Here is an 18,526-nt window from a genome sequence, read left to right on the forward strand (position 1 = left end):
GCGAATTGCGATCGGGATTCACCCGCTCAGAGACCGTGCGTTGGCCGAGCCCGGGGAGACGTGCGGCACATGTGCCCACCGCGTCCAGGTCGGCGGCCACGCCAGGCCGTACCCGAAGTGTGACCTTGTCCCGATCACCAGTGGACCGGGCACCGACTGTCGAGCCGGCTGGCCCGCCTGCGCCGACTGGGAAGCGTCAGCAGGCCCCTGACGGCAGGCCCCCGATGTCCGCCTGCCCAAGCCCCACCAAGGAGCCCACGTGACCACCAGCTGGAACGACCTCTGGCAACAACCACCAGCCCGCCGCCCCACCCCAGCTGGCCCACTTCAACCACCCGGCGAAGCCACCGCCTACGCCCAGAAGGCCCTCGCCCTCGAATGCGCCGAACTAGCCAGCACCCCTGAAGGGGGGCGCAACCACACGCTCAACATCGCCGCGTTCAACATCGGCCAACTCATCGCGGCCGGCCACCTCGGCGAGCAGGACGCGCGCACCCACCTCACCAACGCAGCCCGCCAAGCCGGCCTCACCGACATCGAGATCCAACGCACCCTCAACTCCGGACTCCGCGGCGGCCATCGCTCCGGACCGCGTCAGGTCGAGCAGCTCCCCGAGGGTTGGACCGTCACCGAAGTGTCCGCCGAGGAACTGCACGCCGAAGCGGCCGCACCCGCCGCCACCGACCAGGACCCGTTCTGGGACTCCAGACCCGTCCTCCAGCACATCCGTGCGTTCGCCCACGCCCGCCTCACCAGCCCCTGGTCCATGCTCGGTGTCACCCTCATCCGCACCCTCGCCTGCATCCCACCCCACGTGGTCCTCCCGCCCCTGATCGGCGGCCCCGGCAGCCTCAACCTGTTCCTCGCGATCGTGGGGCCCTCCGGTGTCGGCAAGGGCGCCACCGAGGCCGCCGCCACCGACGGCGTACGCCAACCCCACGAGGTCTACACCGCCACTGTGGGCTCCGGCGAGGGCATTGCCCACCAGTACGCCAAGCGCGTCCGTGGTGGTGCGCAGGAGACCGTCCGCCAATCCGTCGTCTTCTCCGTCCCTGAGATCGACACCCTCGGCGGCCTCAATGCCCGCCAGGGCTCCACCCTCATGCCCCAGCTCCGCTCAGCTTTCTCCGGCGAAACCCTCGGCTTCGGGTACGCCGACGCCCAGAAACGCCTCATCATCGACCGCCACACCTACCGCCTCGGCCTGATCGTGGGCGTCCAGCCCGGCCGCGCCCACACTCTGCTCAATGACGCCGACGGCGGCACCCCGCAGCGCTTCATCTGGCTCCCCGCCACCGACCCCACGATCAACCCCGAGCCCGACGAGGCGCCCCCGCCCTGGAACGTCCGCGGCTGGACCTGGCGCCCCGAGCTCGGCACCACCCGCGACACCGACGGCCGCTACCAACTCACCGTCCCTGACCAGGTCGCCACCACCATCCGCGAGGCCCACGTCGCCCGAGCCCGCGGTCAGGGGGACGCCCTCGACGGCCACTCCCTGTTCGCTCGCGAGAAGGTCGCCCAGGCTCTCGCCCTCCTCGACGACCGGCAGGAGATGAGCCTGGAGGACTGGGAGCTCGCCGGTCACGTCATGGCGATGTCCGACTGGACCCGCGCGAACGTCCAGGCCACCCTCACGCGCAGCAGTCGTGAGGCCGACCAGCGCCGGGCCGAACGTGACGCCCGCCGCGCCGACGTCATCGACAACACCCGCGCGGAGCTGCAGGTCGACCGGGCCGCCAAGCAGCTCCTGAGGCGGCTCGACAAGGCCGACGACTGGCTCAGCCAGGGGCGGCTGCAGAACAGTCTGCGGGGCGATCTTCGGCCGCTGTATGACGAGGTGCTCGACCGCCTGCGGGATGCGCACGCGATCGAGATCGAGACCCGAAATGCAGGCGGTCAGGAGGTGACCTATGTGCGCAGCCACCGCTGAGCCCAAGGGGTTAGGACGGGTTAGGACGGTCCTAACCCTCTCAGCACATTCGTCTCTCATCTTTCCTACCGCAAAGATGAGAAACAGCCTCTCACTAGTATTTATGAGAAAAATTGTCTTTCCTGTATCCGCGCGAGGCTCACATCTTCGTACGGCCGGTCCTAACCCCCCGATTTGTCCTAACCCGTCCTACCCCCTCACGAGGCCCTAGCCATGGACCGCCAACACCACCACCTCCTCACCCACGCACGACCCCGCCCCATGCCCTGGCACGCCCGACCCAACACCTGCCTCAACTGCGGCTGGACCACCTGGTACGCCCCACCCCTCATCACCGGCTGGAACCCCGCACAGCCCGGCCCGCGCATCCAGGTCGACCCCACCCCCATCAGCGAAGCCACCGCCGACCAACTCGACCGACCCACCTACTGGCTCACCCAGGCCATCACCGACCCCACCCGCTACGTCCTCCGCCCACGCCACCAACCACCCCTCACCGGCCTCACCGACCGCGGTGACCTCCTCCCCGAGCACCGGTGCCACCAACCCGAAGTCACCCCCACCATCCCGTCCCGACTCCCCGAGGAGACCCCATGACCGACGAGTCCGAGCTGTGCCGCTGGGAGGACGACGGCGGCTGGTGCGTCGAGCCGCCCGAGCCGTCGAGACAGCGGCCCACCTTCGACTTCGACGAGAGCCCGGCTCGCACCACCAGGGAGCGGCTCGAGCAGATCCCCGACCTCGTGGCCCAGGTGGTGCTCACCATCGGTGCACCCAATCCGGGCGATGAGGTCGGGCGCACCCCGCGGGTCCCTGGATCCCGACCGCCGATCGACCTGGGCGTCCTCGACCTGCTCCGAACCCATGACCACCGCGACGAGGACCACTCGAGCGCTCCCCTCATCCGCCTGGGTGAGTGCTCACGACTGGTGTGGCAGTCCCTCGATGTCGAGGCTCGCCAGCGCCACCCGCAGCCCTGCGGAGAGCTGGCATGGCGCACCGAGGCGTCCTGGCTGGCGAACGTGTGGAGCGAGGCCCAGCTCGTCCTCGATCTGGCCGACATGGACTGGATCGAGTCCGAGGTGCGTGAGATCCATGCGGCCCTCCGCTCGGCGGCGAGGCTTCGCCGTGAGCCGGCGTACGCCTGCCCGCGGTGCGCCGGGTCGATGGTGCTGACCTGGTCCGGCTCGGTACTCGAGTGCGTTGACTGCAGGCACACCGAGCGCACCGATCTCGAGTCCCGCTACCGCAGGCGCTCGCCCATGCCGACGTCGCTGATCGTCAGCGAGTTCTCCCACCTCGGGGTCACCGCGCCTCGGCTGTGGCAGTGGAAGCGGCGCCGCAAGATCACCTGCGCCGAGACGCCGGCTGGATCACGAGAGTCCTGGTTCTGGCCATGGGATGTGCTCCTGCTCGCATCACCCGACATCGCCGAAGCGGTGGCGCGCCGTGAGTCCGCATGAAATCACACCACTGTGATTTCGATCTGCTACCCTGACAACCGAGCGCATCGTCATGCCCTGGTCCGAGTGGCCTAGCGAAGCATCGACCACACGATCACGCCGACGATGATCGCCACCAGCGCGATCACTCCGTACAACGCGAGTTGGCATCCGAACGCAAGCTGCGCTACTCCCGCCGCCCGGTGAGCGCGCCGCAGATTCTTCTGCTGATCGTCCATGACGTGAGTCTAGGGGGCCATGATGCCTCGACCCGGGTCCACCACCGACCGCGGTTACGGCAGCACCCATCAGCTGCTCAAGGCCGATTGGCAGCGACGCATCGATGCCGGCACCCGAGTCCTGTGCCATGCGACCACCTGTCTCCACCCAGGTCAGCCCATCACTGGGCGAGCGTGGGACCTCGGCCATACGCCGGATCGAACCTCGTACACCGGGCCAGAGCACCAGGACTGCAACCGAGCCGACGGTGGGCGCCGGGCCCACGCGCCACACGTCACGCCGATCTACCGAACCTGGGGGGCACCATGACCAACCGCTACGTCATCGAGGGCATGGTCAACGACGCGATGCGAGGCAGGCGAGTCGCCTACCTCGGACTCATCAAGGAGGCGGAGAACGCCTTCCGCGCCTGCCTCGACGCCCTCCCAGACAGCACCGGAGCGAAGCCGATCCGGGTGAACGGTCGGCAGGCCATCGAGTTCCCCAACGGCGGAACGGTGCTCTTCCGGTCGCCGCAGCGGGAAGGCCTGCGCGGCACGGTCGCCGACGTGGTCTACCTCGACGGCCCCTATCGAGATGACCGAGGAATCCTCGAGGCGATCTGGCCGATGCTCACATCGAGGGAGAACGGCGAGCTCGTCCTCCAGTGACGGAGGCCTCGAAAAATCCAGCAACACCCGCGTGTCTCCTTGACCCGCGGCCGTCATTTACCCCCCGAGGACAACCCATCTAGCGCTTGCAAGGGGGCCGATCATCCTGGGAGGTGCCCATGATGGATCGCGACTGCACCCATTGCGGCAAGTCCTTCCCGGCACAGCGCCCGACGGCACGCTACTGCTCGAGTTCGTGCCGGTCGAGGGCGTCCGTGGAGCGTAAGCGTGGGCACCAGGTCGCCGAGGTGGTCGCGAAGCTCCCCGAGCGGCCCGCGTCTGTCAGCGAGGGCCTGCTCGGGGTGACCGCCCGCCAGCTCGAGGCCGCGGGCAAGCTACAGACCTACGCCGGCCAGCAGGCGGTCATCATCGCCCGCCGGATGAGCGACTTCTCGCCGATGGAGAACGGCTCGCAACTGGCGGCTCTGTCCCGAGAGTTGGATCGGTTGATGACGAGCCTTCTCGTTGACATCGCACCGGAGGCGGACGCGCTGGACGAACTACAGGGCAACGTGGTGCCGATGAGGCAGCGGCGTGCCTGACGAGTGGGCATTCAAGGCGCCCGCATTCAGTGCCATTCCGGACTACGAGCACACCGACGGACCGCAGGTGGCGGCGCTGTGCGAGCAGATCGGCTTCGGTCCCGACCCGGAGCAGCGTCTCATCCTCGACGCCCTGTTCGCGCTGCGCCCGACAGGACGCACGGACAGCAACGGCGAGACCGTCTGGCAGTCGGCGGCGTTCGAGACGTGCGTGGTCGCCCCACGGCAGAACCTGAAGACGGGCGTGATGAAGATGGCCCTGCTCGGCTGGCTGTTCATCACGCAAGAGAAGCTCATCACATGGTCGGCGCATGAGTTCGATACCACCCGCGAGTCGTTCCGGGACGTGGAGATTCTGCTGACCAACTCGCCGATGCTGCGCAAGCGGCTGGCGGGAGGCCCGTCGAACGGCATCCATGGCGGCCGGGGTGACGAGCACATCGAACTGGCCGACGGGCGGCGGGTGAAGTTCAAGGCGCGGACGAAGACGGGCGCCCGCGGCCTGACGGGCGACAAGATCATCCTCGACGAGGCGTTCGCGCTGCAGCCCGAACACACCGGTTCGATCTATCCGACCCTGACGGTCGTTCCGGATCCGCAGTTGCTGATCGGCTCGTCGGCGGGAATGGCTCGCTCGAGGATCTTGCGCGACATCCGTGACCGCGGCCGCTCGCCGAAGCCATCCTCACGACTGGCGTACTTCGAATGGTGCGCGGAGCGACGCCCATGCCTCGACCGGCACGGCCGGGTGAACCGGCAGTGCCAGCACTTCAAGCCGTCCCACCCATTGCATGAGCCTGGCTGCGCGCTGGACGACCCCGAGCTGATGGCGCAGGCGAACACGTTGCTGGGTCGGCATCGCGCAAACGGTACGGGCCTGACCGTCGAAAAGATGCGTGACTTTCGGGAGGCGGAGGATCCTGACGAGTGGATGCGCGAGCGTCTGGGTTGGTGGGAGGAGGCCGGCGCCGACGAGCTGTTCGGCGAGGGTCGCTGGATCGCATGCCGCGGCGAGGTCCCTACCTCGGTCGAGCCGATCGCGTTCGCCCTGGCGGTGACGCCGGAGCAGTCCGCCGGCTCCCTGTGCGGAGTGGGGCGGCTCGGTGATCGCTGGGCAATCCTTCCCGCCGGACACGATGCAGACTTGCGGGCGCTTCAGGCCGCGGCGCCGTCCGGCATCCCGGTCGTCATCGACTCCGGCGGTCCCGCTGCCAATCTGATCGCCCCCCTACGTCGTCGAGGCGTACGTGTCGTCGAGGCGAACTTGGGTGACTGTGCCGACGCATACGCCGACATGGTCCGCGCCGTCGGCGCCAAGGAGATTGTCCACGCGGGGTTCCCCGAGCTCGAGGATGCCGTCTCCGTCGCCACCACGAGGGCCGTGGGGGACCGCACCGTTCTCGGCCGGCGCAAGTCATCGGGCGACATCACCATGATCGAGGCCGCTGTTCTGGCGCTCTGGCAGGCCACCCGCCCATCGAAGCCACCGCCGCCACCAGCGACGCCTCCGCAGCAGTTCTCACGCGCCTCGTCGGGCATTGACGTGGCATCGATCGGATTCTGACCTGAAGGGAGGCGTGCATGACGGCACCGAAGGCCTTGCGTGAGCTCGGTTACCAGCACGCCTCGAGCGCGTGGTGGGCCGCCCCGGATCCCGAGACGACGCCAGAGCTGCAATGGCCGAAGTCCGTGGCCGTCTACGACACGATGCGTCGCCAGGATGCTCAGGTCATGTCGGTGCTCCGCGCCGTGTGGCTTCCGGTCCGGCGCACGAACTGGTGGCTGGATCCCGCCGGGGCACGCCCGGATGTGGTCGCCCAGATCGCCGAAGACCTTGGCCTCCCGATTCGAGGCCAGGACCCTGCCATCGATCCGGAGTTCGTGCGGAGTCGCGACCGGTTTTCGTGGTCCGAGCATTTGCGGCTTGCGCTGCTGATGCTGCCCTTCGGACATTCGTTCTTCGAGCAGGTGTACCGCTTCGACCCGGGATCGGGCTTCTACCGGCTGCGCAAGCTGGGGTGGCGGCCACCGCGCACGATCTCCAAGATCGACGTCGCGGCAGACGGCGGGCTGGTTGCGATCGAACAGTCCGGCGGCCTTGCGAAGAAGGACGCGCGGATTCCCGTCGACCAGCTCGTCGCGTACGTCCACGAGCGAGAGGGCGGGAACTGGCTCGGTCAGTCCCTGCTGCGGCCGGCCTACAAGTTCTGGTTGCTCAAGGATCGCGCCCTCCGAGTGCAGTCACAGGCGATCGAACGCAACGGAATGGGTATCCCGCTGTACAAGGCGTCACCCATTGCTGAGGGTGTCGACACCGAGGAGGCGCGCCAACGCGAGACTGAGGAGCTCGAGGCCGGTCGGCAGATGGCATCGGCATGGCGCGTTGGGGATAACTCCGGCGGCGCGGTCCCCAACGGGGCGGACATGATTCTGCGGGGCGTCGAAGGCCGGATCCCTGATGCCGATCCGGTGATCCGCTACTACGACGAGCAGATCGCCCGTGCCGTCCTCGCCCACTTTCTCAACTTGGGCACCGAGACCGGCTCGTGGGCGCTCGGTTCGACGTTCGCCGACTTCTTCACGCTGTCACTGCAGACACTCGCGCAGGACATCGCCGATGTGGCCACCCAGCACATCGTCGAAGACCTCGTCGACATCAACTGGGGGTCCGGTGAGCGCGCGCCCCGCATAGTCCACGACGAGATCGGCGCACGCCACCCGGCCACCGCCGAAGCGCTCTATCAGCTCGTCTCCTGCGGCGCTCTGACCGTCGACGACAACACCGAGACGTGGATCCGCAACACCTACGGCCTGCCTGCCCTCACCGGCACCCGCCCCGACCCGTCCTCGACGGAAGGATGACCATGGATTTCGCGAAGCTCCTGCGCCCGCAGGCGCGCTCCCCCCGATCGCCGATGGCACTGGCTGAGGGCCGGGCGTCGATCTACCTCTACGACGTCATCGGCGACCCGTGGTTCGGCGTCGACACGACCGCGCTGGTCAAGGAGATTGACGCACTCGACGTCGCCGACATCGACGTGTACATCAACTCTCCTGGCGGGATCGCGTTCGATGGCATCGCCATCGGCAACGCCCTGCGCCGCAACAGCGCGGCCGTCACCGTGCACGTCGACGGGCTGTGTGCCTCCGCAGCGACGATCGTTGCCCTCTCCGGCGACGAGATCATCATGGCCCGTGGCGCCGAGTTCATGATCCATGACGCGTGGGGCCTGTGCGTGGGTCCGGCCGAGGATATGCACGCGATGGCTGCACAGCTCGACAAGCTGTCCGATGACATGGCGGCCATCTACGCCGAAGCCGCTGGAGGCAGTGCCGCCGAGTGGCGCGACGTCATGCGGGCCGAGACCTGGTACACCGCCGACGAGGCCGTGGCCGCCGGGCTCGCAACCCGCGTCGACCGCGAGGTCGACGGCGCCGAGGCCAAGGCCAAGTACGACCTGCGCGCATTCGCGCACGCCGGCCGGGACAACGCGCCCGCGCCCACCTTCACGCGGGCCACGACCCGCGCCCAAGAACCTCCGGCCGAGCCGGCGGAATCCGCAACCCATCAGGAAGGATCCGACATGTCGGACACCATCACCTCGGGTCTCCGTGAGCGGCTCGGCATCAAGGCCGATGTCGACATCGACGAGGCCGGCCTCATGGCCGCTCTCGACGAGGCTCTCGCGGAGCGCGCCGAGACCACCACGCCCGTCCCGGGCACGACTGTGATCGACGAGGCCACTCTCGCCGACCTGCAGGCCAAGGCCGCGCAGGGGGAGGCTGCGCGTGCGCAGCAGCTCTCCCAGGAGCGCGAGGCCAACGTCAATGCGGCCGTCGCCGACGGCCGCATCCCCCCGGCCCGCAAGGACCACTGGGTCGCGCAGCTCACTGCCGACCCCGGCGCGGCCGACGTCCTCGCCAACCTGCCCAAGGGCACCATCCCGACCGCCCCGGCCGGGTTCACCGGCGGGGTCGACCAGGCCAGCGACGACGACCAGCTCTACAGCAAGGCCTGGGGTGCCCCGGCCACGAAGGAGGACTGACCCATGGGTGACTACCTGCCCCGTTTCAAGCCCGGCGAGGCGGTCTCGTTCAACGCGACCACCGCGCTCACCGGCGGTCAGCTCGTCGAGCTGACCGGCCCGCGCTCGGTCGGTGTGGCTGCTGCGGCGTCCACCAAGGTCGTCGGCGTGGCGGCCTTCGACTGCAAGGTCGGAGATCGCGTGCTTGTCCACTCCGGCGGCGTTCAGCGGCCCGTCGCATCCGCCGCCATCGCCGCCGGCGACCAGGTCCAGGCCGCCGCCAACGGCCAGGCCGCCACCGGCACCACCGCCCCGATCGGTCTCGCCCTGACCGCCGCCACGGCCGGCGCTCGGGTCGAGGTCCAGATGAACCGCTGAGGAGCAGCATGTACACATATCCGACCATCCCGGTCTCTGGCGACCAGCTGACCGCGGAGCAGATCCACCGCCTCATGCAGTCGCCCGCCCTCGTGGCGCGCCGACTCGCCGACATCCTGAGCCAGAAGTTCATCGCGGACTACCTGCTCGCCGGCCGCTACGTCGCCACCGGCGGCGGAGTCATGTACCCGACCGGCGAGCCGATCTTCGCCGCCGACGACCCCGAAGCGATCGCCGCGGGCGGCGAGTACCCCATGACCGTCATGACCGGCGGCGAACTGGCTGCAGCCAAGGTCACCAAGTGGGGCCAGGACTCGGAGATCACTGACGAGGCCATCGCCCGCTTCCTCATGGATCCGGTGAACCGGGTCCTCGCAGGCCTCGGGAATACCCTGATCCGCCACGTCGACTCGGTCGCACTGTCGGTGATCGGCTCGAAGGTGACCGACACCTACGACTCCACGGCCACGCCGTGGGCGACGGGGGAGGGCATCGTCGAGGGCGTCCTGCTCGCGAAGGCGACGCAGGAGGACAAGTACGAGGACATGGCCTACGACCTCGGCACCGTGGTGCTGAAGCCGATCCAGTTCGCCAAGGTGGCCGCGTACCTGATCAAGTCGCGCATGCTGCCGCAGGAGAACAACAACGCGGTCGTGTCCGGCGTCATCCCCGACGTTCTGGGCATGACGTGGACGACGTCGAAGCATGTCCCGTTCACGGATCCGCTGCTGGTGGACCGCGACCGTCTCGGCGGCATGGCCGACGAGGACATCAAGTCCCCCGGGTACAGCGCCCAGGGGTCCCTCGAGGTGAAGGTCATGCGCGTCGATGACCGCGACGCCTACCGCCCCCGCGCCCGTCGCGTCACCGTCCCCGTGGTCATGGACGCCGGCGCCGGCGTGCGGATCATCAACACCGGACTCTGAGGAGGCTGACCATGGCTGATCAGTACATCGTGAAGGCCGCTGCGGCGGTCGTGCAGCCCAAGGACGGCGGCGAGGTGTACGCCTACCGCGGCGCGCTTGTCCCGGCCGACGCCCGCAACCTCAAGCACCTCACCTCTACCGGGCTGGTGGAGAAGCTCGAGGTCCTCGAGTCCGAGCCCGCCGACGGCGCTGCGACGGACTCGGGCAATGCGGCGGGCGGCGAGGCCAAGCCGACTCGTCGTCGCGCGAACTGAGCGGAAAGGGGGGTGACCAGTGGACATCATCACCATCGACGATCTGTCCAGCGTTCCGGCCGACAGTGCCCAGCGTCTGATTGACGAAGCGATGGCGCGCGCATCACTGGTCGCCCCCTGCCTGCTCGACACCAACCTCACCTCCCGGCAGGTCGCCCAGTTCCGGGCCATCCTGATTTCCGCGATCGAGCGATGGAACGAGGTCGGCCTGGTGCCGGTCACGTCCGAGACGAAGACCGCCGACATCTTCACCCACACCCTGCGCCGCGACGGTGCGGTCAATGGCCGTGGCGAGTTCACCGTGCGCGAGCTCGCTGACCTCCGCTCCATCTGCGGCGGCACCGCGGCCACCGCCACTATGCCCCGCTACACCATGCCCCCCACGCCGACCTCGCCATGGGGGGCGGCATGACCGAACCCCTCCCCGGCTGGTGCACCCCGCACAGCGTCACCGTCGAGATGCACGAGGGGGCCGGCGCGTACGGCGACACCTACAGCGCGCCCGTCGCCCTGGCGTGCTGGCGCAAGGAGACTCGTCAGCTCGTGCGCGACAAGAATGGCGACGAAGTCGTCTCCGAGGCGCAGCTGCGACTACGGCCCGACGAGGAGGGCCGTGACGTCGAGGCGCTGTTCGTCCCGGATTCGCGCGTCACGCTCGATTCGGGCCGCATCACCTACGTGATTGGCGCTGGCCGACGCGACGGCCTCGGGTTCTGGGACCACGTCGAGGTGACGCTGCAATGAGCGACCCGATCGAGCATGCTGCCCGCCTGATTCGCCAGGCCGTCGAAGACGGTCTGCATGACGCCGCCGAGGCAGTCCTCGTCGAATCCAATAGCCGTGTCCCCATCGACCAGGGCAACGAGCTTGAGCGTTCCGGCAAGGTCACCGTCTCCGGCACGAAGGCTGTCGTCTCCTACGACACCCCGTACGCCGTGAAGCAGCACGAGCGCATGGACTTCCATCACGACCCTGGCCGGTCGGCGAAGTTCCTCGAGCGGGCCGGTCATAGCGCCGACACGGCAGACGTAGTCGCCGATCGCATACGCCGCACCACCCGTTGAGGGGGCACCCATGAACGGCCTGCTTGAAGGTATCGCCCAGCATCTCGCCGCTGGCAGTGTTGGGCTTTGGCGTGCGAACGGCGTCTACACCGCCACGGAGACCGGCATCGTCATTGATGCGATCCCCCAGTCCCCCGACAACCTGATCACCCTCACCGCCTACCCCGTGGCCGACGAGCTCGAAGGTGACGCTCTGTCGGGCGTGCAGGTGATCACCAGGGCCGCCGGCGCCGACCCGCGCCCCTCGAATGACCTTGCAGGGCGGGTGTTCGCCGCCTTGCACGGACTGGAATCCGTTGTCCTGAACGGTATTCCCGTGACGCTGTGCTGGCGCCAGTCCAGCGCATCACTGGGGCAGGACGGCGTGCGCCGCTGGTCCCGTTCCCAGAACTTCTACATCCGCACCGAGCTAGGAGCAGCATGAGGACCTTCCAGCACGTGAAGGGCGACGTGATCCACGTGGAGGGTCCCGTCGCCGACTACTACGCCGCCCACCCCGAGTGGGCCGAGGTCGACTCGGCCGAGGTTGAGGCCGGAGAGACGAGCTGGGAGGACTTCACTGTCGCCCAGCTCAAGGAGTACGCCGCCGACAGCGGCATTGATCTTGGTGGAGCCTCCACCAAGGCAGCCATCATCGCCAAGATCGAGGAGAACTGACTCATGGCCATCGTGAACCGCACCCCGCTGGGACCCTCGGTCCTCAACAAGCGCTGGTATCTCGACGTTGACACCAGCACCACCCCCGGCACCCCCGGCACCCCGGAATGGACCCCGGTCAACGGTTTGACCGAGTTCAAGTACAACGTGGAGACCGAGTCGCAGGACGACTCGGACTTCGACTCCGACGGCTGGGGAGGCGAGACCAACACCGCCGCGTCGTGGTCGATCGAGGCCAAGGCTCGCCGTGCTCCGTCGAAGGACACCCCGGCGTCTTATGACGCCGGCCAGGAGTTCCTGCGGCTCAAGAACGACGTGCTCGGCCCCGATGCCGTGGCTAAGGTCCGCTGGTACGAGGTCAACGGCACCACCGGGCCGAAGGTCGAGGCCTACGAGGGTCTCGTGTCGGTGTCGTGGACCCTCGACGGCGGCGACAACAAGGGCCTGGATCGGGCGTCGCTGACCCTCAAGGGCCAGGGCAAGCCGACCAAGATCCCTCATCCTGCCGGCGCCTGACCCCCACTGATCGCAGCCCCCGGACCTACCTGGCGGTGTCCGGGGGCTGCTTCATCCCCACCGCCAGGAATCACCGCCAGGAGGAATCATGGCCTTCAGGCCACCCACACAGGTATTCCAGGACCACATCGACCTTCCTGTCCCGATCCGCGGGGACGTGAAGACGTACCGCATCGAGTCGGTGTCGATCCGTACCGGCCAGTTCGTGCAGGAGCTCTCGTCGCTGATGATCGCAGCCCAACAGGGGCAGGAAATCAGCGACGCCGACCGCGAGCGGTTGAAGCTGGACGACGACCAGGAGCAGGAGTTCAAGAAGGCTCTGCTCGGTGAGGCCTACGACCAGATGGTCGACGACGGCGTGTCGTGGGAGGCGATGAAGATCGTCACCCAGACCGTCATGTACTGGACCGTCCACAACCGCGAGGCTGCCGAGGAGTTCTGGGAGGCGGCCATGGTGGAGGCCCCAAAAGCGCCGAACAGGGAGACCCGTCGGCGTTCGGAGAAGTCGACCCAGAAACAGGGCTCGCCCGCTGGTACGACGAAGACCAGCAAGAAGTAGCCGGGTACGACTGGCAGGACATCTTCGGTCACTGGCCGCTCGTCGAATCCGACCTGCACGAGTTCTACGGCGTCGACCTTGGGGCGCCCGGGATCCTTGACAACCGCTCGTGGCACTGGCTCCGCACACGCATTGAGGGGCTCCTGTCCCGCCCGCCGATGGTGGCCGGACACAAACAGGACGGCTCCCCCGTTCTGATCCAGACCACCCGAATCGCACTGCAGCTCAGCCCATCCGCGTAAGGAGGTGATCATGTCTCTCGACCTGGGGACCCTCTCTCTGACGATCGAAGCCGATGATCGCCTCACCGGGAAACTCCGAGGACTCGGCCGCGACGTGGACCGGATGCGCGGAGAGATGGACCGCGGCGGCCTGGGGGCTGGGCGGTCCCTGGCCGACGGGTTCTCTGCGGGCGCCCAGGCCATCTTCGGCACCTTCGCGAAGATCAGTGGGGCTGTCGCAGCACTCGGTCTCGTCCAGATGGGCAAGATGGGCATCGAGGCCGGGATCAAGACGGCCGCCGGTATGGAGCAGGCCGAAATCGCCTTCACCACCATGCTCGGCTCGGGGCAGAAGGCCCAGGGGTTCCTCAACCAGCTGCAGCAGTTCGCCGCCAAGACCCCGTTCGAGTTCCCCGAGTTGCAGACCGCCGCATCGTCGCTGATCTCGATCGGGATCGACGCCAACAAGGTCATCCCGATCATGACCACTCTCGGCAACGTGACCTCCGGCATGGGCACCGGCTCGGAGGGCGTGAAGCGCGCCACCGTTGCGCTGCAGCAGATGAACGCTGCCGGACGCATCACCGCAGAAGACCTGAACCAGTTGCGCGATGCCGGCATCCCTGTCTATGACCTGCTCGCAGCCGCCACCGGAAAGAGCAAGCAGGAGGTCGCCGACCTCGCACAGAAGGGCAAGCTCGGGCGCAAGGAGCTTGGGCAGCTGATGTCGGCACTCGAATCCGGCAAGGGCATGGAGCGCTTCGCGGGGCTGATGGACAAACAGTCCGCCTCGCTGTCCGGCATGATCTCGACGTTCAAGGACACTGTGAACGTCGGGATGGCGCAGGCACTCCAGCCGATGATTCCACTGATCAAGCAGTCCCTGGGCTGGCTGTCGGAATCCGTGCTACCCAAGGTCGTTTCTGGATTCCAGGTCGCTGCGCTCGGGCTCACTCACTTCGTCGCCGGCTGGCAGTCGCAGGAGGCGGGTCTTACCGGAATGGCCCTGTGGGGGCAAAAGGCCGCCCACTACTTCGACCTGGTCACCTCTGCGGTCCGAGGCGTCATCGGCGTACTGGTGCAGGGTGACTATCAGGGCCAGTTCTGGCAGAAGTTCGGCATCGAGGAGGACTCCCCTATCATCGGGGTGCTCTTCAATGTGCGCGAGACCGTAATCGGGCTGGTGGGCTCGATTCAGGACAACTGGGCCGAGTTCGTCGACGTGCTGCAGGGCGGCGAGGGCGACGGGTCGCCGTGGCTGATGTCGATCGCCACTGTCATTCGTGAACTGTGGGTCAGTCTCTCCACTGCCGACTGGGCTGGCATCGGCAACACGATCACCACGATGTTCACCAACCTCGGCAATGCCGACATTCAGCTCCCTGATATGTCCGGGGTGCTCGGTGTCGCCACGGCTGGGCTGGAGCTGCTCGCCAACAACATGGACAAGGTTGTCGCGGCCCTGCCGTGGCTGATCGGGCTGATGGCTGCATGGAAGGGGCTGCAGGCCGCCAACAATCTGCTGGGCAGGGATTCCGCGATCGGTATGGGGATGCAGCTGGCGGGCAATATCGCTCTGACCGCATCGAACTTCTCACTGGCGGCGTCCATGCGCTCGGTCAGTGCAGCTCAAGCTACGCAGAACACTGCCGAGTCGGTGGGGCTGCTCACCCGCATCCGCACCACCGCCGCAACTGTGGCGAAGACCGCTGCGGAATGGGCGGCTGGGGCGGCGACCCGTGCCGCCGCAGCAGGTCAGTGGCTGCTCAACGCAGCGATGACGGCAAACCCGATCGGCATTGTGGTGGTGGCCATCGCCGCCCTGGTGGCCGGAATCATCTGGGCATACAACAACGTCGGGTGGTTCCGCGACGGCCTGAATGCCGCCTGGAAGGTGATCTCGGCCGGGGCGCTGTGGCTGTGGAACAACGGCATCAAGCCTGCATTTGACGGAATCGTTGCGGTTCTGTCCGGAGTGGCCGCCTGGGTGACAGGTGTCTTCGTTGCCGGCTGGGGGCTGCTGCGCACCTATCTGATCGACCCGCTCGTGCAGGCTGGGACTGCGATCGCTGCATGGTGGTCCAGCACCTCCGCCTTCTTCGGCGAGTGGGGTGCGTGGATCGCCTCTGTCTTCGCCGCCGCCTGGGGCGTGCTCTACATCATCCTCATGCTGCCGATCCGGCTGGCGCAGATCGGGATTGACCTGGCGTGGCGGGGCATCGTCTTCGCGTTCAATGCAGCGAAGGATTTCGTACTGACCACCTTCGCCGTCGCGTGGGCGCTGGTGGAGACCTACCTGCTGGACCCGATGCGCCGAGTCTGGGCTGGAATCCAGTGGGTCTGGTCCGTGGTCACCGCGTCGTTCGTCGCGTTCTGGGGTTGGATCACCGGCGTCTTCGTGGGCTGGTGGAATCAGATCGAGCCCTACATCATGGGACCGCTTCGCCTGGCGAAGGATGGCCTTGAGTGGGTCTGGAATGTCGCCATCGTCGGCTCGTTCACTGCGGCTTGGAACTGGGTGACCAGCACCTTTATGGGTTGGTGGCGTAGCCTCACTGATCTACTGAAGGGGCCGATCGATACCGCGAAGGGATTCATCGACGGGATCCTGGGCGGAATCAAAGAATCCTTCCGGCTGACCGTCGAGGCCATCTCCTCAATCTGGGGTGGAGTCAAGGCCGCGGTCCGCGCCCCGATCGTCATCGCGGTCAAGGTCGGCAACTCGCTGGTCGACGGATTCAACACCTTGGCGGAGTTTGTGGAGCTCCCGAAGGCCCCGCGCATCGCCGACGTGCCAGAGTTCCAGACCGGCGGTCGGGTGAACCTGCCTTGGTCGGCTGGCGAGCGCGACCCCTATCTCGGCTTCACCCCGCGGGGCGCTTTCCGCTTCGAGGGTGAGGAATCCATCATCTCTCGGGCCAACACGAAGCGGATGGATGCCCAATACCCGGGGGCATTGGATCACATCATCGCAACCGGGACGCTTCCCGCGTACGCCGGCGGTGGTCGCGTCCACCCCGTGCCCGGCTATCCGGTGAACTGGGGACGCGGCTATCACGGCGTGGATCGCGGCTTGGACATTCCTGCACCGACCGGGACACCGGTGGTGGCGATGCGGGACAGTGCCGTACTGGCTACCAACCGGTGGGGCTACTCGTACGGTAATCACGTCCGCACGTCCGATGGTGCGGTCTACGCGCACCTGTCACAGATCCTCGTCAGCATCGGGCAGATGCTGCGTGCCGGGCAGGTCCTCGGCGCTGTCGGTTCCACCGGCAACTCGACCGGACCACACTTGCATGTCACCGCCTACGACGGGGAGTCGGCGGTCGGGAAGATCATCGGCGCCAATATGGGCGTCGTCCAGCAGGCGGTCAACTACGTGGGGCAACTCAAGGACAAGTTCGCCGGCCCACTGAGGGACCTTCTTGGCGCCGGCGATCATCCGATGGCGAAGATTGTCCGATCGATCCCGACCCGAGTCGCCGACGGGATGGTCAACATGGTCAAGGGCGCGGCCGATCGGATGATGGCCGTCTCCGATAATGTGTCCGCCTCAACCCAGTCCGGTCCGAACCTGCTCGCGCAGATGTTCGGCATCGCGAAGGGTTGGGGGCTGGAGCGGCGCATTGCGCACATCATGGGCATCACGATGATGCAGGAGGCGTCCGGGCAGCTCGACTTCTCCCCGGATGAGAACAGCGACGTGGGTCCGTTCCAGCAGCGGACCCCCCGCGACGGTTCGATTCAGGCGCTCAACAACTTGGAGTACGCCATGCGGGTGTTCCTGTACGGCACCACGGCACGTCCGGGCAACGGGGATGGCGGCGGCTATCACGTGCCCGGACTGTTCGACAAGAACTGGCGCGGCATGGGGCTCGGGCAGGCCGCGCAGGCCGTCCAGGTATCGGCCTACCCGTCGTACTACGACAAGTGGATCCCGTTTGTTGACCGGGCGCTGACGGCCAACGGCTATGCCTCCGGCACGTTCTCTGCCGCCCGCGGCTTCAACTGGACCAGCGAGAAAGCCGCCGAGCTCGTCCTGAACCCGCAGCTCCGTCGCTACGACGGAGGCGAGCGCGTACTGAACGGATCCGACACTGCAGCGCTGCTCGGAAAGCCGAAGGAGCGAGAGTTCCACTACCACGCCCGTGAGGTTCGCACGGACCCGCGCCGTGACGCCGAGGACGCCGCCTGGATGTGGCTCGACGCTTTCGAGAGGGGCTATGCATGAGGACCCTCACATTCACCGACGGACACGCTCTGCAACTCGCCGCCTCCCGACTGGGCGAGTCTGCCGATCCCAGAGCTCGGGCTCGGGTGACCAAGTTGGAGGGCTGGGTTGACGGTGCATCGCCGGAAACCGAGTGGGTGAACCGGATCTCCGATGGGCTGTTTCCCGCGGAGACAAGGCACGGCGGGCGCAAGCTCACGATCGGCGTCCGGGAATGGCTGCCGTCAGCACGGGAGACCATCGCTCGCGCTCGGCAGGTTGGCGGCTCGTTCCCCTCAGGGATGGGCTCCGGGGTGTTGACTGTGGCTGACGAGTTTGACACCATCTCCGCGGTCTCGCTCGCGCTGGATGGCAACCGCAAGGTTCGCTACTCGGTCGACTCGTGCATGGTCGAGTGGGAGCTCCCCCTCATCTCTCCCGATCCCTACCTGTATGGGGTTCCGCAGGCGATGCGGATTGTCACCCCCGGCGCGGGGCGGGGTTTGGTGTGGCCGCTGTTCCGGAACAAGGCCGGCCAGCAGATCGGGCGACTCGACTGGGGCACCCCGGACGAGTCCGACACGGAACCGCTGACGAACACCGGGAACGCGACCGCCTATCCGGTGGTGCGGGTTCACGGGAACTTCCCGGCCGGGTTCGAGCTCGTTCTCGCCGCCGGTGGGTGGCATCGGATCGTTTTCAACGCCGACATCCGGGGGCGGGAGATTGTCGTGGACTTCGCCGGGTCGGTGACAGTCGACGGGGTCGACATGACGTGGGCGTTGAGCGAACGCGGCTGGGCCGGGGTGGAGCCGGGACAGCAAATGTCTGCCTCGATCCGGTCGCTGTCGGCGGAAGGGTCCGGCACCGCTGATGTGGAACTTCGGGCCACGTATCTCTAAGCAG

General features: G+C 67.3%; 21 protein-coding genes. 20 read left to right on the top strand and 1 reads right to left on the bottom strand.

The window, feature by feature from the left end; translation table 11 throughout:
* The first annotated feature begins 259 nt into the window (after positions 1 to 259).
* The 3 genes from CGZ93_RS17850 to CGZ93_RS17860 all read left to right on the top strand — a co-directional run bounded on the left by CGZ93_RS17850 (position 260) and on the right by CGZ93_RS17860 (position 3,396).
* Entirely contained in the window at positions 260 to 1,933 is a 1,674-nt protein-coding gene (locus tag CGZ93_RS17850; protein ID WP_094365507.1) for a hypothetical protein, read from the top strand.
* Positions 1,934 to 2,146: 213 nt separating this feature from the next.
* Positions 2,147 to 2,530, top strand: coding sequence for a hypothetical protein (locus CGZ93_RS17855; protein ID WP_094365508.1), 384 nt, complete (start codon positions 2,147 to 2,149; stop codon positions 2,528 to 2,530).
* Entirely contained in the window at positions 2,527 to 3,396 is an 870-nt protein-coding gene (locus CGZ93_RS17860; RefSeq protein ID WP_094365509.1) for a hypothetical protein, read from the top strand. Before CGZ93_RS17855 ends, CGZ93_RS17860 begins: the two co-directional genes overlap by 4 nt.
* Before the next feature lie 71 nt (positions 3,397 to 3,467).
* On the opposite strand, the gene CGZ93_RS19135 is transcribed toward CGZ93_RS17860, so the two are convergent.
* Positions 3,468 to 3,614, bottom strand: a complete 147-nt coding sequence (locus CGZ93_RS19135) for a hypothetical protein (RefSeq protein WP_176451835.1) — start codon at positions 3,612 to 3,614, stop codon at positions 3,468 to 3,470.
* Between the two features lie 306 nt (positions 3,615 to 3,920).
* Here CGZ93_RS19135 and CGZ93_RS17870 point away from each other — a divergent pair, with 306 nt between their 5' ends.
* The 17 genes from CGZ93_RS17870 (at position 3,921) to CGZ93_RS17950 (ending at position 18,522) form a co-directional block, all read left to right on the top strand.
* Entirely contained in the window at positions 3,921 to 4,265 is a 345-nt protein-coding gene (locus CGZ93_RS17870; RefSeq protein WP_094365511.1) for a hypothetical protein, read from the top strand.
* A 215-nt stretch (positions 4,266 to 4,480) separates the two neighbouring features.
* On the top strand, positions 4,481 to 4,807 hold the full coding sequence (locus CGZ93_RS17875) for a hypothetical protein (protein WP_094365512.1): 327 nt from the start codon (positions 4,481 to 4,483) through the stop codon (positions 4,805 to 4,807).
* Positions 4,800 to 6,371 (top strand): beta/alpha barrel domain-containing protein, encoded by a 1,572-nt coding sequence (locus tag CGZ93_RS17880; RefSeq protein ID WP_094365513.1) that lies wholly within the window; start codon positions 4,800 to 4,802, stop codon positions 6,369 to 6,371. The genes CGZ93_RS17875 and CGZ93_RS17880 overlap by 8 nt, the downstream gene beginning before the upstream one ends.
* 17 nt (positions 6,372 to 6,388) lie before the next feature.
* Positions 6,389 to 7,669, top strand: coding sequence for a phage portal protein family protein (locus CGZ93_RS17885; RefSeq protein WP_094365514.1), 1,281 nt, complete (start codon positions 6,389 to 6,391; stop codon positions 7,667 to 7,669).
* 2 nt (positions 7,670 to 7,671) lie between these two features.
* The gene (locus CGZ93_RS17890; protein WP_176451836.1) at positions 7,672 to 8,853 is read left to right on the top strand and encodes a head maturation protease, ClpP-related; all 1,182 of its coding nucleotides are present in this window, start codon (positions 7,672 to 7,674) and stop codon (positions 8,851 to 8,853) included.
* Positions 8,854 to 8,856: 3 nt separating this feature from the next.
* On the top strand, positions 8,857 to 9,210 hold the full coding sequence (locus CGZ93_RS17895) for a capsid cement protein (protein ID WP_094365516.1): 354 nt from the start codon (positions 8,857 to 8,859) through the stop codon (positions 9,208 to 9,210).
* Between the two features lie 8 nt (positions 9,211 to 9,218).
* A complete protein-coding gene (locus CGZ93_RS17900) occupies positions 9,219 to 10,136 on the top strand; it encodes a phage major capsid protein (RefSeq protein WP_094365517.1) in 918 nt (305 codons plus the stop codon).
* Positions 10,137 to 10,147: 11 nt separating this feature from the next.
* Positions 10,148 to 10,390: a hypothetical protein gene (locus CGZ93_RS17905; RefSeq protein WP_094365518.1), complete on the top strand. Its 243-nt coding sequence runs from the start codon at positions 10,148 to 10,150 to the stop codon at positions 10,388 to 10,390.
* 19 nt (positions 10,391 to 10,409) lie between these two features.
* A complete protein-coding gene (locus CGZ93_RS17910) occupies positions 10,410 to 10,802 on the top strand; it encodes a hypothetical protein (RefSeq protein WP_094365519.1) in 393 nt (130 codons plus the stop codon).
* Positions 10,799 to 11,134 carry a hypothetical protein gene (locus CGZ93_RS17915; protein WP_094365520.1) on the top strand — a complete coding sequence of 112 codons (336 nt, stop codon included), beginning with the start codon at positions 10,799 to 10,801 and terminating at the stop codon, positions 11,132 to 11,134. Before CGZ93_RS17910 ends, CGZ93_RS17915 begins: the two co-directional genes overlap by 4 nt.
* Entirely contained in the window at positions 11,131 to 11,454 is a 324-nt protein-coding gene (locus tag CGZ93_RS17920; RefSeq protein ID WP_094365521.1) for a hypothetical protein, read from the top strand. Before CGZ93_RS17915 ends, CGZ93_RS17920 begins: the two co-directional genes overlap by 4 nt.
* 10 nt (positions 11,455 to 11,464) lie before the next feature.
* A complete protein-coding gene (locus CGZ93_RS17925) occupies positions 11,465 to 11,878 on the top strand; it encodes a minor capsid protein (RefSeq protein ID WP_094365522.1) in 414 nt (137 codons plus the stop codon).
* Positions 11,875 to 12,111 (top strand): hypothetical protein, encoded by a 237-nt coding sequence (locus CGZ93_RS17930; protein ID WP_094365523.1) that lies wholly within the window; start codon positions 11,875 to 11,877, stop codon positions 12,109 to 12,111. The genes CGZ93_RS17925 and CGZ93_RS17930 overlap by 4 nt, the downstream gene beginning before the upstream one ends.
* 3 nt (positions 12,112 to 12,114) lie before the next feature.
* On the top strand, positions 12,115 to 12,627 hold the full coding sequence (locus CGZ93_RS17935) for a phage tail tube protein (protein ID WP_094365524.1): 513 nt from the start codon (positions 12,115 to 12,117) through the stop codon (positions 12,625 to 12,627).
* Between the two features lie 88 nt (positions 12,628 to 12,715).
* Positions 12,716 to 13,186, top strand: coding sequence for a DUF7426 family protein (locus CGZ93_RS19140; RefSeq protein ID WP_176451837.1), 471 nt, complete (start codon positions 12,716 to 12,718; stop codon positions 13,184 to 13,186).
* Positions 13,187 to 13,438: 252 nt separating this feature from the next.
* Positions 13,439 to 17,641, top strand: a complete 4,203-nt coding sequence (locus CGZ93_RS17945; RefSeq protein WP_094365526.1) for a tape measure protein — start codon at positions 13,439 to 13,441, stop codon at positions 17,639 to 17,641.
* Positions 17,638 to 18,522, top strand: a complete 885-nt coding sequence (locus CGZ93_RS17950) for a hypothetical protein (RefSeq protein WP_141211276.1) — start codon at positions 17,638 to 17,640, stop codon at positions 18,520 to 18,522. Before CGZ93_RS17945 ends, CGZ93_RS17950 begins: the two co-directional genes overlap by 4 nt.
* Positions 18,523 to 18,526 lie beyond the last annotated feature (4 nt).

The organism is Enemella dayhoffiae (assembly GCF_002250625.1).
GTDB lineage: Bacteria > Actinomycetota > Actinomycetes > Propionibacteriales > Propionibacteriaceae > Enemella > Enemella dayhoffiae.

Bases quoted from the DNA above. Each gene is read 5' to 3' on its own strand.
- CGZ93_RS17855 (WP_094365508.1), top strand. From the start codon at position 2,147: ATGGACCGCCAACACCACCACCTCCTCACCCACGCACGACCCCGCCCC.
- CGZ93_RS17860 (WP_094365509.1), top strand. From the start codon at position 2,527: ATGACCGACGAGTCCGAGCTGTGCCGCTGGGAGGACGACGGCGGCTGG.
- CGZ93_RS19135 (WP_176451835.1), bottom strand. From the start codon at position 3,614: ATGGACGATCAGCAGAAGAATCTGCGGCGCGCTCACCGGGCGGCGGGA.
- CGZ93_RS17870 (WP_094365511.1), top strand. From the start codon at position 3,921: ATGACCAACCGCTACGTCATCGAGGGCATGGTCAACGACGCGATGCGA.
- CGZ93_RS17885 (WP_094365514.1), top strand. From the start codon at position 6,389: ATGACGGCACCGAAGGCCTTGCGTGAGCTCGGTTACCAGCACGCCTCG.
- CGZ93_RS17890 (WP_176451836.1), top strand. From the start codon at position 7,672: ATGGATTTCGCGAAGCTCCTGCGCCCGCAGGCGCGCTCCCCCCGATCG.
- CGZ93_RS17895 (WP_094365516.1), top strand. From the start codon at position 8,857: ATGGGTGACTACCTGCCCCGTTTCAAGCCCGGCGAGGCGGTCTCGTTC.
- CGZ93_RS17900 (WP_094365517.1), top strand. From the start codon at position 9,219: ATGTACACATATCCGACCATCCCGGTCTCTGGCGACCAGCTGACCGCG.
- CGZ93_RS17905 (WP_094365518.1), top strand. From the start codon at position 10,148: ATGGCTGATCAGTACATCGTGAAGGCCGCTGCGGCGGTCGTGCAGCCC.
- CGZ93_RS17915 (WP_094365520.1), top strand. From the start codon at position 10,799: ATGACCGAACCCCTCCCCGGCTGGTGCACCCCGCACAGCGTCACCGTC.
- CGZ93_RS17920 (WP_094365521.1), top strand. From the start codon at position 11,131: ATGAGCGACCCGATCGAGCATGCTGCCCGCCTGATTCGCCAGGCCGTC.
- CGZ93_RS17925 (WP_094365522.1), top strand. From the start codon at position 11,465: ATGAACGGCCTGCTTGAAGGTATCGCCCAGCATCTCGCCGCTGGCAGT.
- CGZ93_RS17930 (WP_094365523.1), top strand. From the start codon at position 11,875: ATGAGGACCTTCCAGCACGTGAAGGGCGACGTGATCCACGTGGAGGGT.
- CGZ93_RS17935 (WP_094365524.1), top strand. From the start codon at position 12,115: ATGGCCATCGTGAACCGCACCCCGCTGGGACCCTCGGTCCTCAACAAG.
- CGZ93_RS19140 (WP_176451837.1), top strand. From the start codon at position 12,716: ATGGCCTTCAGGCCACCCACACAGGTATTCCAGGACCACATCGACCTT.
- CGZ93_RS17945 (WP_094365526.1), top strand. From the start codon at position 13,439: ATGTCTCTCGACCTGGGGACCCTCTCTCTGACGATCGAAGCCGATGAT.
- CGZ93_RS17950 (WP_141211276.1), top strand. From the start codon at position 17,638: ATGAGGACCCTCACATTCACCGACGGACACGCTCTGCAACTCGCCGCC.